This window comes from Arenibacter catalasegens (assembly GCF_002909235.1).
GTDB lineage: Bacteria > Bacteroidota > Bacteroidia > Flavobacteriales > Flavobacteriaceae > Arenibacter > Arenibacter catalasegens.
The window spans coordinates 204,764-221,995 of record NZ_PHQQ01000001.1; the positions used below are offsets into that span (position 1 = coordinate 204,764).

A 17,232-nucleotide genomic window follows, 5' to 3' on the forward strand; every position below is an offset into this window, starting at 1 on the left:
TAATATGGGACAGATCAAAACGATTCCGATTACCAGGGTAAGCAATATTAGTAAGGAGGATTTTATTAATAAATTTTATAAAACCCAACGTCCCGTTTTAATTGAAAACCTCACTAATGATTGGCCAGCCCGTAAATATTGGAATATAGAGTACATACAGGAACGCGCTGGAGACCAGATTGTTCCATTGTACAATAATGAACCTACCAAAGGGAAACAAAACTCTGCTGCTCCTGCAATGGAAATGAAACTGTACGACTACCTTGAAATCCTTAAAAACCAACCTACGGACCTTCGTATATTTTTTTATAATATTCTGGATAAAATGCCGGAATTAATTGAGGATATCAGGTATCCTGATATAGGATTAAAATTTTTCAAACGCTTACCGGTCATGTTTTTCGGAGGCAAAGGCTCAGTAGTGTTACCCCACTATGACATGGATTTATCCGACCTACTTCACTTTCATTTTCACGGTCACAAAAGTGTTCTTTTGTTTCCACCAGAACAGACCAAATACTTGTACAAGGTGCCCTTTTCAGTGCACAATTTGGAATCCATAAACATGGACGAACCAGATTTTGACACCTATCCCGCCTTAAAAAAGGCAGAAGGACTGTATATAGAAATGAAGCACGGTGATGCCCTATATATGCCAAGCGGATACTGGCACTATATTAAATATATGGATGGCGGCTTTTCTATTACACTAAGGGCATTACCAAATCGTCCAAAATTATTGTCCAAAATGTTTGGGAATCTATTCTTTATGAGGCCATTTGAAAATACAATGCGGAAACTTTGGGGACAAAAATGGGTAGCCCATAAGGAGGAACGGATGCTGAGAAAGACCAATAAAAAATTTGGCAAACAATAAATAAGACAACTAATATGAACCGGATAAAATGGATTTTATGTCTTTCTGTCTTATTTGCCCTATTAGGCTCATGCGGAATTTCTAAATCCCTCAAGGATAGGCCCAATATAAGTGCCTACAAGCCCCAAATTCCAGAAATAATAAAAACATCGGATTCTTCCTTTGTTTATTCCAATAATTCCCTGACCAAAAACAAACAGGGACTTTGGGAACTCTATGTATCAGGAGACCCCTTGCAAAGGGGCCTAATCACAGGTGCCCTTACTGAAGATCTATTTCATTATCAGGAGGCGATATTTTTATCCAAGGTAAAACAATTGGTACCCTCCAAAACTAAACGATACTTCTTGAAAAAATTCTTGGCCTGGTACAATAGAAAAATGTATAAGAACATTCCAGAGGAAAATAAATTAGAAATTTGGGGGCTTTCCCGATACGCATCAAACAACTTTGACGACATAGCGTCACCATATTCTAGAGTACTTTACCTTCATGGCGCACATGATATTGGCCATGCAGTAAAAGATTTGGCCCTTGTGGGATGTTCTTCCTTTGCCGTCTGGGGCGATAAATCCGAAGACGGGAGCTTGATCATTGGTCGAAATTTTGACTTTTACGCAGGGGATGATTTTGCCAAAAACAAAATAATTTCCTTTGTAGACCCTACCGAAGGTCATAAATTTATGTCTGTGACATGGGGCGGGATGATGGGAGTGGTCTCCGGAATGAACGAGCATGGCCTAACGGTTACCATCAATGCGGGAAAATCTAAAATCCCAGTGGTGGCAAAAACACCAATAGGTATCCTAACTAGGGAAATTTTGCAATATGCAGCTACCCTGGAAGAAGCTATAAACATTGCTAAAAAACGCCAAGTATTTGTCTCGGAATCTATTTTGGTAGGCAGCGCCAGTGATAAAAAAGCACTGATAATCGAAGTCTCTCCCAATAATTTTGGGGTATACGAAGTTCCCAATTCCAACCAATTGATTTGCTCAAACCACTTTCAAAGTGATGCATACAGCGAAGACAAGAACAACAAAAAACAAATTTTAGAAAGTCATTCCATGTACAGATATGAGCGTATGGAAGAACTTTTGGGGGACTATAAAAAAATAACACCAAATATTGCAGTAGACATCCTTAGAAACAAGCAAGGCCTTAAGGATACCAATATCGGCTACGGCAATGAAAAGGCATTAAACCAGTTATTGGCCCATCACGGAATTGTATTTAAACCGGAGCAAGGTTTGGTTTGGGTTTCTTCCAATCCTTACCAATTGGGAGAATTTGTAGCCTATGACCTAAACAAAATTTTTAAGGACAGTTTAAATCATAGGACCAAAACAACCCTTTCCATCCCTAATAAAAACATTAAAAAAGATAGTTTTTTGTTTACCCAAGCATATCAAAACTACGAAACGTATAGGGCTCTGAACAACCAAATAAAGCAGGCAGTGGCAGATAATAAACACTTAACTCCTGAATTCTTAGATAAATTTAAAACACTAAATCCAGAATATTGGGAAACCCACTATTGGGTAGGTCGCTATTATTACAATAGAAAATATTACTTAGCTGCCTTGAATGCTTTTAAGGAGGCAAGTACAAAAGAAATCACTACGGTTCCCGAGGAAGCTTTGGTACATTCGTATATTCGAAGATTAAAACGTAAATTAAAATAATGATCCCCGATATTGAAAAAGCAACCGAGAAAGAAATACAACTGTTACAAGAACAGCGTTTACGGGAACTTATTTACTATACTACCCAAAACTCGGCCTATTATAAAAGAATTTTTAGAGAAAATAATTTACAGGCCAGCGATATAAATACCTTGGCAGACCTGACCAAAATACCCACAACATCCAAAGAAGACCTTCAAAGATATAATGATGATTTTTTGTGTGTAGATAGAAACAAGATTATAGACTACGTAACTACTTCGGGCACATTGGGCGAACCTGTTACCTTTGCCTTAACAGACAACGACCTGAACCGATTGGCCTATAACGAGGCCATATCTTTTGACTGTGCCGGTGTTACAGCAGACGATATTCTGCAATTAACAACCACTATAGACAGACGATTTATGGCTGGTTTGGCTTATTTTCTGGGAGCTAGGGAGCTGGGAGCGGGAATTATTCGAGTAGGCGCCGGTATTCCTGAACTTCAATGGGATTCTATCATTAAATTTAAACCAACCTACCTCATTGTTGTTCCGTCATTTTTATTGAAACTAATAGAATATGCGCATCAACATGGAATAGATCCGAACAAGGCCGGCGTAAAAGGCGCCATTTGTATTGGGGAATCGCTAAGAAACGATGATTTTTCTTTGAACACCCTCGCTGCCAAAATAAAGAAAGATTGGAACATCACCCTTTATTCTACCTATGCCTCCACAGAAATGAGCACTGCCTTTACTGAATGCAAGGCCCAACAAGGTGGCCATCATCATCCGGAATTGATCATTATTGAAATTTTGGATGACGAAGAAAAACCTGTTCCAGTTGGTATGCCCGGAGAACTTACCATTACTACTTTAGGTGTCGAAGGCATGCCTTTACTGAGGTTTAAAACTGGTGATATTGTTAAAGCACATACTTCCAAATGTTCCTGCGAAAGGAATACTCAACGCCTAGGACCAGTTATTGGAAGAAAAAAACAAATGATAAAGTACAAGGGTACTACACTATATCCCCCAGCGATGTACAACGTACTCAATTATTTTAATGAAATAGAAGCCTTTGTAATCGAAATTGACCATAACGCTATAGGAACTGATGAAATTTGTATTAAAATAGCTGCTCTGAATCCCACAGACACTCTATTGCAAACAATTAAGGATCATTTTAGGGCAAAGTTAAGGGTACTCCCTAAAATTGAGTTCCACGATTTTAAAACCCTTCAGGAATTACGATTTCCCAAAATGAGCAGGAAACCAGTTATTGTAATAGATCATCGACTTTAATTTGGGAGCTTAGGCTTGGTACTTCCAAAACATTATATTTGTTACTCTTCCTTTAAATCCCTAAATTATAGAGCTATACCAGCAATATTCGGTTCCTGTCACCATTTCCAACCTTTGTACATAGTTTTTTTGGGGTTTAGCCAACGAAACTAATAGTCAAAAATATATTTGCATTAAAATTGGTATTACATTTGATTAATCATTGGCAATTCCAGTGTATCACTATGAAAAAACAAATATTTATCTGCATTCTATTATTTTGTATACCCTTTATGGGCATTGGACAAAAATTAGGCAATCAGGAAATAAAGGATTTAATCGATTCCTATAAGAAGGACATCCGCGGACCCTACAAGGAAATTCGTTGGTTCTGTACAGATGGCAGTATACGTCAACCCAAAGACCCATGTCCAGATAATATTGGCCCAGGGGTTCAGCACGCCACATATAAGAGCTCGATAACCGATCTTAGTAAGAACAACCACCTCTATTTGGGACAAATTTTGGCCTTTACGGCCAAAGAGGAATTTTGGGACTCGAAAAATAATAACTCCCGCCTTAAGCAGTATCAATTGGACAAGTATTTAAGAACTGTAGATAATGGTTGGATCCTACAAAAGGGTCAGTTCTATAGAGGATCCCTACAGGCCGAGGACGAAGAGGCCTGGGGAGTCGAATTTTACAAATGGTTATTATCCAGCAGTGAAAATGTAAGTAAAAACTTTTATCTCATTAGACAGTCCTTAAAGGACATTCCACATAATGGCGATGATAATCTAGCCCAAATTATAAGGAGCGATTCAAAGGTAATATCAGATCTAGTTCCTGAATTTATGGACTTAAGAGTTAAAATCCATAGTCAACCCGATGCTGGGGATATTAGTAAAGTAACCAACTTTAAAGTTAAAAACAGTAATAAATTGTCTTCTGAAACTAAAGCCAAGATTGATGCTTTAGTGATAACCATGACCAATTTCTACAAACCAATAGATATTACACAGATACAAAAAAACACTCCGCTTGTTAAGGATAGCCCCATCGGGGCTTCCATAAAAACCTTTGCTACCAGCTATAGTGGAGAAAAAAATGCCGCAGTGCTCATTCCGGCAACGGCCGAATTGCTTTTAGATATAAGATTGGCCGTCCTAAAAGAAGAAAATGCGGCAGCCCGCTTGCAGTTATTGGATGCCTCCTTAAAATTGGAAGAAATAATATTTAAGAATTCACCCCTATGGCAGCCGGAAGATTTAAACGGATTATTGGACAAGGTATGTTATCTGGGCATGGCGAATGCCGGGGCTGGATATATAGAATTGGGAGAATGGGAACAACTTAATTTATCTAGTAAGGGATCCAGCACCAGTGCCATGTCCCTTGACCAACTAACCACTGTATTGGAAAATGCACGTAGGGAAGTGGAATGGAGTTCTTCCATGGTTAAGGCCAACTACCAAGAAATAGTAGATATTTATACCGGTTTTGAACCTATGGCATATGGCTTTATAGACGATAAAATAAGGGGGTCCATTGCGCTATATCTAGGGCAGTCCGTTGGAGAATTGGGCGATATAATCGCTGAGGAATCCGCTTTGACCAATAAGGTCATGGACATAGACAATCAAAGTGGCCTACATGGTCTAAATCCGGGGTATGCTCTTGGTGAATTGGTAGTGGTAAGTGGCTCTCCCGATGAGATTGAGGTATCTTCTGAAAAAATTTATGTTTTTCAACGCCCTCCGTCCGATCTTAAACCAATTGCAGGAATTGCCACTGTATCAGAGGGCAATATGGTATCTCATGTGCAGTTATTGGCCCGAAATATGGGCATCCCCAATACCGCCCTAGGCGATGACAATTTAAAAAGTCTTCAAAAATATAATGGAGAAAAGGTATTCTATGCCGTTTCCAACAAGGGCAATGTTATTATGAAGTTGGAAAAGGATATGTCAGAAGAGGAGCGAAACTTGTTTGTAAAGATAGAACGTAAGGAGGATAGGATTGAAGTGCCCATTGAGAATATCCGGTTAGACGAAACTGCAATATTAAACCTAAGATCGGTAGATGCAGAGGATTCAGGAAAACTATGCGGTCCAAAGGCCGCCAATTTAGGACAGTTAAAAAAGATGTTCCCGGAAAAGGTCGTCGAGGGATTGGTAATTCCCTTTGGAATATTCAGGGACCATATGGACCAACCCATGCCAGAGCAGGAAGGTAGTTATTGGGAGTTTCTAAACGCCACCTTTAAACAGGCCGAGAACATGCGTTCAGAGGGCATTCCTGAAGGAGAGGTAGAAAATTATCAATTACGACAATTGGAAAGATTGAGGGAGGCCATAAAGATAATGCCTATGAAAACCGAATTCATTTCCCAACTGGAACATGACTTCAAAGAAGTGCTTGGAAAGGCTATTGGTGAAGTTCCAGTTTTCCTGAGAAGCGACACCAATATGGAGGATTTGAAGAATTTTACAGGAGCGGGCTTAAACCTCACCATTTTCAATGTTGTGGCAAGGGAAAAAATAATTACGGGAATTAAGGACGTATGGGCTTCCCCATATTCTGAGCGCAGTTTTAAATGGCGACAAAAATACCTGCTAAACCCAGAAAATGTGTTTCCATCCATTTTGGTCATCCCTAGTGTGGACGTAGATTATTCCGGTGTATTGATTACCAAGGGAATCAGTTCAGGCAACCCGGATGACCTAACCATTGCCTTTAGCAGGGGAGCTGGTGGTGCCGTCGACGGCCAATCGGCAGAAACCTATTTAATAAAGGCAAGCGGTGGCACTCAAATGTTGGCTCCCGCTCGGGAAATGTACCATAATCGTCTCCCAATAACAGGAGGAACGGAAAAAAGAATGTCCAATTTTGAAAATTTCATTTTAAGCCACGATAATATTGAGGAGATAAGGGATTTTGCCAAGACGATTCGCGTCACAATGCCAAGGGAAACAAAATCGGATTATGATGGAGCCTATGATGTGGAGTTAGGATTTCAAAACAATAAGCTCTGGTTATTTCAAATTAGGCCTTTTGTAGAAAATAAAAAGGCATTAAGTTCCAATTATTTGGAATCTATCACCCCAAAAATAGATTTGAACAAAAGTATTCCACTTTCAAAAAAAATATAAGATGCATAAGAATATCAAATATATTGTTCTACTAATAATCTGTACGGCCTTTACGACCGTAAGCTATTACCCTATTGATGGTTATTTGCACACAGGCATCAAGCGGTTAAAATATTTGGAACTCGTTAAAAGTGGGGAATTAAAGTCTACCACTGTAATTCCTCCCGGGGCTCAAAAGGCTTATATGGATATTGAACTGAACTTAATTTCTACAAAGGAAGACAGTGTGGAAAGCTTTCTAACGGTTGATGAACAATTTCAAAAGGACATCAATGTACTTTTTAGGGGCCTGGACAAAAGTTACTCCATTGCTGTTTTGGATATTTCCGATATAGACAATATTAGATTCGCAAAGCGAAACGAAACTGCCGGATATCAACCTGGTAGTGTGGGCAAATTGGCCGTTTTGGCTGCCTTGTTTACCCAATTAAAGAAAATATATCCAGATTCTTTCGAAAAGCGCTTGGAGCTATTGCGTGCAAAATCCGTAAAATCGGGCGTTTGGGGCTTGACAGACGAGCATACAGTTCCCATTTTTAATTTGGAAACAAATAAACTTCTAAAAAGACAGGTAATCGCCAGCGATGTTTTTACCTTGTTTGAATGGGCAGACCATATGCTTTCTGTTAGCAACAACGGAGCAGCCAGTATAGTATGGCGTGAAGCCTTATTGATGGCCGCCTTCGGTGAGGCCTATCCCTCCCTGACCCAGGAACAAGCGGATACATACTTTACCACTACACCAAAAAAGGAATTGACAGATTTGGCCAATGACGTGGTAAACCTACCTTTAAGGGAATTAGGAATTACCACGGATGAGTGGCGCTTAGGGAGCTTTTTTACTTCTGGCCCCAATCGCTATGTGGGAGATAAAGGGGGCAGTATTGGTTCTCCTCTCGGGTTGATGAAGTTTTTGATCCAATTGGAACAGGGCAAAGTAGTGGACCAAGAATCCAGCTTGGAAATGAAACGCCTGATGTATATGACCGACCGAAGAATTAGATATGCACAGTCCCCTGCTTTGAAGCCTGCTGCCGTATATTTTAAATCGGGCAGTCTTTACAAATGTGACAGAAGTACAGGTGAAGCCTGTGGAAAATATATGGGCAATGTAACCAATTATATGAATTCTGTAGCCATTATAGAACATCCGGACAACTGCAAATATATGGTGGTACTAATGACCAACGTATTGCGAAAAAATTCTGCTACAGACCATATGACCCTGGCCAGTAGCATCGATAAAATTATTAAACGATAATCTTTTTAAAGGCAGTCAAAATCTCGGCTGCCTTTTTACTTGCCTTTTCATTGGTATCCTCCAAAACCATCTCCAAGAGTGGAATAAATTTAGGGTCCCCCGTTTTTTCAATTAGGTAGAGTACCGCTAATTTTAGCTTTATATCCTTTCGCTTTAAAAGTGCTAAATAGCTCTCGGATTCGCTAAGGACCTTTATATTGAGGTTCTTTAAATTTTCCTCGGAAATTGCACCTGCCTGTATGATGGACTCCGCCACCGGTATCAATTCCTTTTTAAGCTGTATATCCAAGATATTGTCCAAAAACTCAATGGCATGTATACGCTGCTCCTCCTTACCTTTTAAGATGGCGTTTAAAATAGGGTCTACATCCTGGGGAGGATATTTTATACCCAAAAATTGAAATATTCGTTGTAATTGCCTGTCCAAACGCAGTTCCAACAAATGAATAAGCCCATTCCTGGCTTCATTTTCTTCCTTGGACTCCGGTTTTTCGGGGTTCTTTTTATACTGTAATACTATTTGAGTGTGGATTACAGAAAGTGTACTTTGGTAGACATGGCACTCGTCTAAAATCTTATCCACTATAAAACGGTCCTTTATTTTAAGATGGGGATACTTCCATTTTAGGTGTTTTAAAGCTTCAATAGCCTCAATTTTTACCGTATGTTCCATATCTCCTGTAAGTTTTATCAAGGTATTAATGGCCTTTTGAGAAGCGAACTTCCCTATAACCATGACCACGTAAGCCGCATCGTCTGGATCAATGGCCTCCCTTCTTAATCCTTCAAACAAAATATCGATGATGGGGTCCCCATAAAAGTAGAGGCTCTCTATAGCCGATTTCCTGGTTTCCTTACCCGATAATCTAGAGATAATGACAGCTATAAACTGCTTATCCAAGGTTTTGGCAGCGGCAAGGATAGCCATATTGACCGTCTGATTATCCTCGGCATTAAGATGGGCATGTAATACGTCATAAAATTTTTCAACTTTGGCATTGCCTATCGCCTCTAGGATGGCCTGAATCTTATAAGTCTTGTCCAAATCCGAATTCATTTGGGAAAGTTGCGACAAAGCATAGTCTATTCGCTGTTCCAAACTAAATCTGCCCTGCAATACCCTATTGTTTCGTAACTCCAAGGACAAACCTATTAGTGCCGCATTGGCAATAGTATTGTCCTCTACCGAAAGATATTTATCAAAAAGACTAACCGGGTCTTGTGGAAAATGTTTTAATAGATATCTAAAAGCCGCAGTAGTCAGCTGTTGATCCTTGTCCATTACCATGGTTTCTATGGACCCACACAAATTTTCGGTATTTAAAAAATAAAGGTTTTCAATCGCCAAAGCCCTCACTTTGGCAGATGGATTATTTAATAGGCTTTTAATGGCAAAAAAGAAACGTTCATCCTTAACTTCCAATGTTTTATGCAACATATGTAATATCTGATTCTCCGTCCCAGTTTCAAACACTCTGATTACCGTTTCAATAATGGATGTAACTTTTATTTCCGACTTGTTTGCCTTCTCCTTTTTAAGAGGGTTATATTCCAACAAACTCTTAAAAGAGGTTATATATTCATTCCTTAAGTGATAAATAAAATACAACCAGATTAGAATCAGTCCAATAATAATAACACTGATATAAGTAGAGGAAATTTCCAATCCGTTTATAAAAAAGATAAGTATAAAGCCCGCCATCCCTGTAGCTATACTATCTACAACAACATCTGTAAATGTTTTGGTCTTCTTTTTAATTTCTATGGGAATGGGAATTGAGAGCAATTCTGTTGCGGCTTTATTAACCGACTGTTTTAAGCTTCCGTCCACAATTTTAATAAACACAACTACCCAAAGCTGGGGCACAACCAATAACAGAAATGAGCCCAGCAATATTCCCGAAGGCAACCACAGTAAAGATTTACCTACGCCAAAAGTCCCTACAATACGCTTGGTAAGGAATAACTGTATTAAAAGGGAAATAACGCTCAAGGTAGAAAACCAAAATCCAAAAAAGGCGGTTAATTCATCTTGGTCCTGAATAAATCTGGAAGCATAATCACTGTATTGATAATCTACCAACTTCGCTACTAGAACGCTTAGTCCTATGACAACCGCAATTAGGCTTAGTAATTTAGATTGCTTAATAAGTTTAAAAGGGGATTCGGCCTTGGGATTGGACCGACTGGATACCTGAAAAGGATTTAGTTTTAAAACTTCGTTTTTCCAGATATACCGTGTTATAGGCAAACAGCACATTAACAGGGCGGCGGCAACAAACAATAAATCCTCCGTATTGATAATATTGGTCAATAGAGAGGTTAAATACCCTCCAAATATTCCCCCTGCAATAGCACCGGCACCAATAAAGCCGAATACTCGTTTGGCCTCACGAACATTATATACCAAATTGGCCATTACCCAAAACTGGGATGCAGTCAATAGTCCAAAAATAGCCACCCATACATAAGGGATATACAAGATCAGTCCGTCTCCTAAATTAAAATTTAGGGCTAGGGCGAATATCACTAAAGAAATAACAGAGCCGATTAAAGTCCTATCTACAATTATGTTTAACGAGTACTTTTCCAACGCCCTATCATAAAAAAAAGACCCCAAGACAGCCATGATAGCTGTTAAAACATAGCCCAATGGCAGTGCCTCTGAAGTAAGTTCGGATAGGAAAAGAGAATTAATAGTAGGTTTTACTATTAATAAAACCGTAATGATGAGGAATATATTTAATTGAAGTAGAAGTGTTTTGGTCAGTTCCTCTTCTTTTAAATCAAATGCCTTTAGAATATAGGTTTTAAACGTTTTAACAATTGCAATTAGGTAGTTCAATTTTTATGCGTTTTAAAAAATTCAACAGTGCTCCTATCTAAAACCAATCCATAGAAGATTGAAGCCAAAATTACTTTATTGGACGTCATTATGCGAATAAATGAAAGGAATTATAGTAATAGATTTAGTTAACAGCCAAATGTACCCGTTCTGCCTTCAATACTTTTTCGACAGGCCTAACCAGGTCCCTAATGATTTGTTCACCTCCTGCATCATCTATTAAGGCTACTAAAATATAACGGCGATTTGGATTATTTCCCCAAACCAGTATAGAATCTGAATGAAATGTTCTCCACGATCCAGACTTTCTATATAGCCTGGCATCCGGAGCTATATTGTCCAGTGTATTTACAAATTTATGATGCAATTCAGGGTCTCCCATGATATCCAACATTTGTTTGGAACGGCCCTTACTAACCAATTTACCATTGGCCAATAGATAATAATACCTACAAACTTGGTCCACAGTTGCCGCATGAGACAAATTCTTTAAGGGTTCTCTATTGGTATCACCCCCACTTCCATATCTTTTACCTACCCATAGTCCACCTCCATGATTTTCATCATAGAACATATATTTTGGATCGGTCATTACAGACTCTATCTTATCGTATCCCAAACGATCGATCATTCTGGTAGTTGCTTCGTTGTTGGATTTGCTGATCATTGATCGCATGTCCTTCTTTATTTCCAGCGTTTCTTTTAACTCTCCCTTCTCAATGGCATCCATGGAGGACAACAATACCGCTATTTTTGGCAAGCTGGCCGCATACATCATATAATTGCCATTAATACTTGCATATTTTGCATTTTCCGGATTGGATAAGTCCACAATGCCAACTGCCATCTTATTTTTATTCATTAACGACTTCCAAGTGGGATTGGACATAAGTTCTTTCTCCAAACTTTCTTGCAAGGCTGTGTTGACCAGGCTGGGCAGAGGTTTAATTTTTGCATCACCTAAATTAATGGGCAAGTCTTTTTGTGCCAAAGCCATACCAGAACAAACAAATACGCACAACATTCCAATTACGCGCCTTTTTAAAGAGAAAAAAGATTTACCCATAATAATAAAATAAAACACTGATTGTTAAGAATTAAATACGAACCTCATTTTAAAAGAACTACTCCATAAAACCGATCAAAGATATTCCATATTGCCGTTGGATTTCTGTTAAATTTTAAACTTCAACAAAAAATGAATAACTTAAATAATATAACGTTTAATTTGTCATAATCTGATTTGCTTCTGTTAAAATTTAATACCCCTTGTTCTAAAAAGGAACCACATCACAATCTAAATAATTAAGTCTATGAAGTTGGTATTTATATATACGTTACAATAAGATAAAAAGTTTAGCTGTTTATAGGATAGGCATCTATTTTAATCATGACAGTTTGATTGCAAATTGTTATTTTTGGAACAAATTAGAAATACATGTTGGTTATTGGTATTGCGGGTGGTACGGGTTGCGGAAAAACGACGGTTGTAAATCAAATTATAAACGAATTGCCATTTGAGGAAGTGGGGGTTATTTCCCAAGATTCTTACTATTGCGACCTGTCCCACTTATCATATGACGAACGTACCCAAGTAAATTTCGACCATCCCCGTGCCATTGATTTTGAATTATTGGGCAACCATTTACAGGATCTAAAAAAAGGAATTCCGATTCATCAACCTGTATATTCTTTTGTTAAACATAACCGTACCACTGATACTATTCTAACACACCCTAGAAAGGTAATGATCGTGGAAGGTATCTTAATTATGACCAACCCTCAGATAAGAGAGATGTTCGACATTAAAATATTTGTTCATGCCGATTCTGATGAGCGATTGATAAGGCGTCTAAAAAGGGATATAACCGAACGTGGCAGGGATTTGGATGAAGTTTTAGCAAGGTACCAAAACACCTTAAAGCCTATGCACAATCAATTTATAGAACCCACTAAGGAATATGCCGATATTATTATTCCGAACAATAAGTACAATACCGTAGCGGTAGATATCGTAAGGACCATAATCAACGAAAAATTAAGTTAATCACCTATGGGAATCAAAGGGATAAGGAAGAAAAAATGGTTTGGCGTGGTTACCAATATGTATGTTTTGGTGCTTTCGGTTTTTGTTGTCTGGATGTTGTTCTTCGATACCAACTCCCTTCTTATACATTGGGAACTTAAAAAGCAAATAAACAATCTGGAAAAACAGAAAGAGTTTCTTCATGATGAGATAGCAAGGGATAAAATAATAATAGAAAAATTGTCGGATCCCGAGGAGTTGGAAAAATTTGCTAGGGAACAGTACTATTTGAAAAGAAAAAATGAGGAAATTTATTTAATTGAATATGAGGACAGTCTAAAAACCAAGGATGATGAGTAGGCCCAAACTCTTTACCGATTTCCCCGAGATTTCTTCCAAAGCCTGGAAGCAAAAAATCCAGTACGAGTTGCAGGGCCAAGATTATAATGAAAAATTGGTTTGGGAATCGCCCGAAGGCATTAAAGTAAAACCCTTCTACCATTCAGAAGACCTGAAGGCAATCAACATAACGGGAGCCATTAAAAATCCTAGCTGGCGTATTGGACAGGGAATATACGCAGGGAATGCCAAATTGGCCAACCAAAAGGCCTTGGAAGCCATTGCAAGGGGAGCCGAAAGTATCCAATTTACGATTCCATCCGAAGAAATAAAGATTCATGAGCTTCTTAAAGAAATTGACCTTGGGCAAATAACCATTTATTTCAACCTTCAATTTCTATCTTCCGCCTATATTACATCCATATTGGAGGTTGCCAAAAACCAAATTAACAAGGTTTATCTCAATATAGATATCATTGGTCATTTGGCCAGAAATGGCAATTGGCAATTCAACCTCAATCAAGATCATAAAATTTTAGGGGATATTCTTAATTTACAACACGCCCAAACTTTAGGTGTAGATGTTTCCCTTTATGCAAATGCCGGAGCCAATCTTACACAACAACTGGCCTATGCACTTGCCCATGCCAATGAATACTTGAACCATTTAAATGACAATCATTCAGATATCCTTAAAACATCCGTAATTACTTTTAAGGTTTCCGTTGGGAGCAATTACTTCTTTGAAATAGCTAAACTTAGGGCCCTTAGATTATTGTTTGGAACCCTGGCCCAAGAATATGGAGCTAGAGAGCAGTGTCACATTATAGCCACACCTACCTTTAGAAACAAAACCTTATACGACTATAATAGTAATATGTTGCGCACTACTACCGAAAGTATGTCGGCAATTTTAGGGGAGGCAGATATGGTAATAAATATGCCCTATGACGCCATCTTTCATAAAGACAATGAATTTGGCGAACGTATGTCTAGAAATCAATTACTGATCTTAAAAAACGAGAGTTATTTTGATAAGGTAGCGAATGCCGCTGATGGTGCGTATTACATAGAAGCCATCACCCATCAACTTGCATCCAAAGCACTCGATTTATTTAAACAAATTGAAACTGGAGGAGGTTTTTTGGTTCAATTGAAAGAACACATCATTCAAAAAAAAATAAAGGAAAGCGCAGCTAAAGAACAGGACAGCTTCAATAGCTTGGAAAAAGTCCTTGTTGGCACCAACAAGTATGCTTCCAGAGAAGATAAGATGAAGGATAATTTAGAATTATATCCCTTTGTAAAAACCAATGCCCGAAAAACCCTGATCGAACCGATCATTGAAAAAAGATTGTCCGAGGATTGGGAACAAAAGCGATTAAAAACGGAATAATAACCTTTTGCAACTAGTTTAAAAAGCGGAAAGACTTATAAACTGTCCGCCTAAAGCTTAGGGTAATAAGATTCAAAACAATGGCAAGAAAAAATCTTCAACATATTCAACTAAGGTCTGTTCCGGAATCGAACACGGACAAACATGACCCAAATATGCCATTTGAGACAGCAGAGGGAATCCAACTTAAAAAAACATATTCCAAGGCCGATATTGATTCTGTGGAACATATGAACTTTGCCGCAGGTATCCCTCCTTTTCTCCGGGGACCCTATACTACCATGTATGTTAGTAGGCCATGGACCATAAGGCAGTACGCCGGATTCTCAACGGCCGAAGAGAGCAACGCTTTTTACAAAAAAAACCTCCAAGCCGGACAAAAGGGCCTTTCCGTGGCCTTTGACCTCCCTACCCATAGAGGATATGACAGTGACCATCCACGTGTGGTTGGTGACGTTGGTAAAGCAGGGGTAGCCATTGACTCTGTCGAGGACATGAAAATTCTGTTCCAAGACATTCCGTTAAATAAAATGTCGGTCTCCATGACCATGAATGGTGCGGTACTACCCATATTGGCCTTTTATATTGTAGCGGCGGAGGAACAGGGAGTTTTGCCAAAAGACCTCTCTGGAACTATTCAAAATGACATCTTAAAAGAATTTATGGTTAGAAATACCTATATCTATCCCCCTGCACCGTCTATGCAGATCGTTGCTGATATTTTTGAATATACCAGTAAGTTTATGCCCCAATTTAATAGTATTAGCATTTCTGGCTATCATATGCACGAGGCAGGCGCCACGGCCGATATTGAATTGGCCTATACCTTAGCAGACGGATTGGAATATATTAGAACCGGGCTAAAAGCTGGTTTAAATATTGACGATTTTGCCCCTAGATTGTCTTTCTTTTGGGGAATTGGGATGAATCACTTCATGGAAATTGCAAAAATGAGGGCCGGTAGAATGATATGGGCAAAATTGGTTAAACAATTTAATCCTAAAAATGAAAAATCGCTGACTTTAAGGACCCATTGCCAAACCAGTGGATGGAGCCTTACTGAGCAAGACCCCTTTAATAACATTACCAGAACAACCATAGAAGCTGCTGCGGCAGTTTTTGGGGGCACCCAAAGTTTACACACAAATGCCCTGGATGAAGCCATAGCACTGCCAACGGATTTCTCTGCACGTATTGCCCGCAATACCCAATTATATTTACAAAAAGAGACGGAAATAACAAAAACGGTAGACCCATGGGCCGGTAGTTATTATCTAGAGAAACTTACGGACGAAATTGCGCATAAAGCTTGGACCCTTATAGAAGAAGTGGAAGCATTGGGTGGTATGACCAAGGCTATTGACGCTGGAATCCCTAAATTAAGGATCGAGGAGGCGTCTGCAAAAAAACAAGCACATATAGACAGTGGAAGGGATATCATTGTCGGCGTCAATAAATATATGACCAAGGAAGAGGATACCCTACAAATATTGGAAGTGGACAATGCTGAGGTAAGACGGCAACAACTGGCACGCCTACAGGTCGTCAAGGAAAAAAGAAATGAAAGTGATGTTAAGAAATCACTGCAGATACTTACCGAAATCGCTAAACAAAGAATTAAGTCCCAAGCTCCCAAAACAGCCAACGAATCTGGTGTAGTTGAGGAAAATTTGTTAGCTTTAGCTATCAAGGCGGCCAGGGCAAGAGCTACCTTGGGCGAGATTAGCACAGCATTGGAGAATGCTTTTGGCAGACATAAGGCAACTATAAATTCGTTTACGGGTGTGTATTCAAAAGAAATAAAGGGAGATGAGAGCTTTGGCAAGGCCAGGGAAATGGCAGACAAGTTTGCCGAGCAGGAAGGCCGTAGACCTAGGATAATGATTGCCAAAATGGGACAGGACGGTCATGACCGGGGATCCAAAGTGGTAGCAACAGCATATGCCGACCTAGGTTTTGATGTAGATATTGGGCCCCTGTTCCAAACTCCGGCCGAGGTAGCCAAACAAGCTGTGGAAAACGATGTACATGTTTTGGGAATTTCTTCCTTAGCAGGTGGACATAAGACCTTGGTGCCCCAAGTAGTACAAGAATTAAAATCCTATGGGCGGGAAGATATTATGGTAATCGTTGGCGGAGTAATCCCAAAACAGGATTATGATTTTTTATATGGTGCAGGGGTCGGAGCGATTTTTGGTCCAGGCACAAAAATAAGCGATACGGCCATACAACTTCTGGAAATACTAAGCACTTAATATCCTCAGTTCACAAGAATCAATATTAAATGCTAATAAGGTCCAGTGCCAACCTTGGGTTTTCAATAAAGGACCATCACTTGGGTTCAGAGTCCCTGCCGAAAAGGTAGGATTCGTTCGACCATCGT

General features: G+C 39.1%; 11 protein-coding genes. 9 read left to right on the top strand and 2 right to left on the bottom strand.

Annotated features, from left to right (window positions below; translation table 11 throughout):
* Positions 1–4: 4 nt before the first annotated feature.
* From CWD90_RS00930 to CWD90_RS00950, 5 genes are all read left to right on the top strand, one after another.
* Positions 5–877 carry a cupin-like domain-containing protein gene (locus CWD90_RS00930; protein WP_103474045.1) on the top strand — a complete coding sequence of 291 codons (873 nt, stop codon included), beginning with the start codon at positions 5–7 and terminating at the stop codon, positions 875–877.
* Positions 878–891: 14 nt separating this feature from the next.
* Positions 892–2,562 (top strand): C45 family autoproteolytic acyltransferase/hydolase, encoded by a 1,671-nt coding sequence (locus CWD90_RS00935; RefSeq protein WP_103474046.1) that lies wholly within the window; start codon positions 892–894, stop codon positions 2,560–2,562.
* Positions 2,562–3,851 carry a phenylacetate--CoA ligase family protein gene (locus tag CWD90_RS00940; protein ID WP_103474047.1) on the top strand — a complete coding sequence of 430 codons (1,290 nt, stop codon included), beginning with the start codon at positions 2,562–2,564 and terminating at the stop codon, positions 3,849–3,851. Before CWD90_RS00935 ends, CWD90_RS00940 begins: the two co-directional genes overlap by 1 nt.
* A gap of 224 nt (positions 3,852–4,075) precedes the next feature.
* Complete coding sequence (locus CWD90_RS00945) at positions 4,076–6,982, top strand: PEP/pyruvate-binding domain-containing protein (protein ID WP_103474048.1); 2,907 nt, start codon at positions 4,076–4,078, stop codon at positions 6,980–6,982.
* Between the two features lies 1 nt (position 6,983).
* The gene (locus CWD90_RS00950; protein ID WP_103474049.1) at positions 6,984–8,243 is read left to right on the top strand and encodes a serine hydrolase; all 1,260 of its coding nucleotides are present in this window, start codon (positions 6,984–6,986) and stop codon (positions 8,241–8,243) included.
* Here CWD90_RS00950 and CWD90_RS00955 read toward each other — a convergent pair.
* Entirely contained in the window at positions 8,233–11,088 is a 2,856-nt protein-coding gene (locus CWD90_RS00955; RefSeq protein WP_239986426.1) for an MFS transporter, read from the bottom strand. The two genes, CWD90_RS00950 and CWD90_RS00955, sit on opposite strands and share 11 nt — an antisense overlap.
* Positions 11,089–11,212: 124 nt before the next feature.
* Positions 11,213–12,112, bottom strand: coding sequence for a serine hydrolase (locus tag CWD90_RS00960; protein WP_394335812.1), 900 nt, complete (start codon positions 12,110–12,112; stop codon positions 11,213–11,215).
* Between the two features lie 414 nt (positions 12,113–12,526).
* Between CWD90_RS00960 and udk the strand changes: the two genes are divergently transcribed.
* From udk to scpA, 4 genes are all read left to right on the top strand, one after another.
* Complete coding sequence (gene udk, locus CWD90_RS00965) at positions 12,527–13,135, top strand: uridine kinase (RefSeq protein WP_103474051.1); 609 nt, start codon at positions 12,527–12,529, stop codon at positions 13,133–13,135.
* A gap of 6 nt (positions 13,136–13,141) precedes the next feature.
* Positions 13,142–13,474: an FtsB family cell division protein gene (locus tag CWD90_RS00970; RefSeq protein ID WP_103474052.1), complete on the top strand. Its 333-nt coding sequence runs from the start codon at positions 13,142–13,144 to the stop codon at positions 13,472–13,474.
* On the top strand, positions 13,464–14,849 hold the full coding sequence (locus CWD90_RS00975; RefSeq protein WP_317045673.1) for a methylmalonyl-CoA mutase subunit beta: 1,386 nt from the start codon (positions 13,464–13,466) through the stop codon (positions 14,847–14,849). Before CWD90_RS00970 ends, CWD90_RS00975 begins: the two co-directional genes overlap by 11 nt.
* Before the next feature lie 80 nt (positions 14,850–14,929).
* Positions 14,930–17,104: a methylmalonyl-CoA mutase gene (scpA, locus tag CWD90_RS00980; protein ID WP_103474054.1), complete on the top strand. Its 2,175-nt coding sequence runs from the start codon at positions 14,930–14,932 to the stop codon at positions 17,102–17,104.
* Positions 17,105–17,232 lie beyond the last annotated feature (128 nt).

Excerpts from the sequence above, each read along its gene's own strand:
- CWD90_RS00945 (WP_103474048.1), top strand. The coding sequence starts at position 4,076 with ATGAAAAAACAAATATTTATCTGCATTCTATTATTTTGTATACCCTTT.
- CWD90_RS00950 (WP_103474049.1), top strand. The coding sequence starts at position 6,984 with ATGCATAAGAATATCAAATATATTGTTCTACTAATAATCTGTACGGCC.
- CWD90_RS00930 (WP_103474045.1), top strand. The coding sequence starts at position 5 with ATGGGACAGATCAAAACGATTCCGATTACCAGGGTAAGCAATATTAGT.
- udk (WP_103474051.1), top strand. The coding sequence starts at position 12,527 with ATGTTGGTTATTGGTATTGCGGGTGGTACGGGTTGCGGAAAAACGACG.
- CWD90_RS00960 (WP_394335812.1), bottom strand. The coding sequence starts at position 12,112 with ATGTTGTGCGTATTTGTTTGTTCTGGTATGGCTTTGGCACAAAAAGAC.
- CWD90_RS00940 (WP_103474047.1), top strand. The coding sequence starts at position 2,562 with ATGATCCCCGATATTGAAAAAGCAACCGAGAAAGAAATACAACTGTTA.
- CWD90_RS00975 (WP_317045673.1), top strand. The coding sequence starts at position 13,464 with ATGATGAGTAGGCCCAAACTCTTTACCGATTTCCCCGAGATTTCTTCC.
- CWD90_RS00935 (WP_103474046.1), top strand. The coding sequence starts at position 892 with ATGAACCGGATAAAATGGATTTTATGTCTTTCTGTCTTATTTGCCCTA.
- scpA (WP_103474054.1), top strand. The coding sequence starts at position 14,930 with ATGGCAAGAAAAAATCTTCAACATATTCAACTAAGGTCTGTTCCGGAA.
- CWD90_RS00970 (WP_103474052.1), top strand. The coding sequence starts at position 13,142 with ATGGGAATCAAAGGGATAAGGAAGAAAAAATGGTTTGGCGTGGTTACC.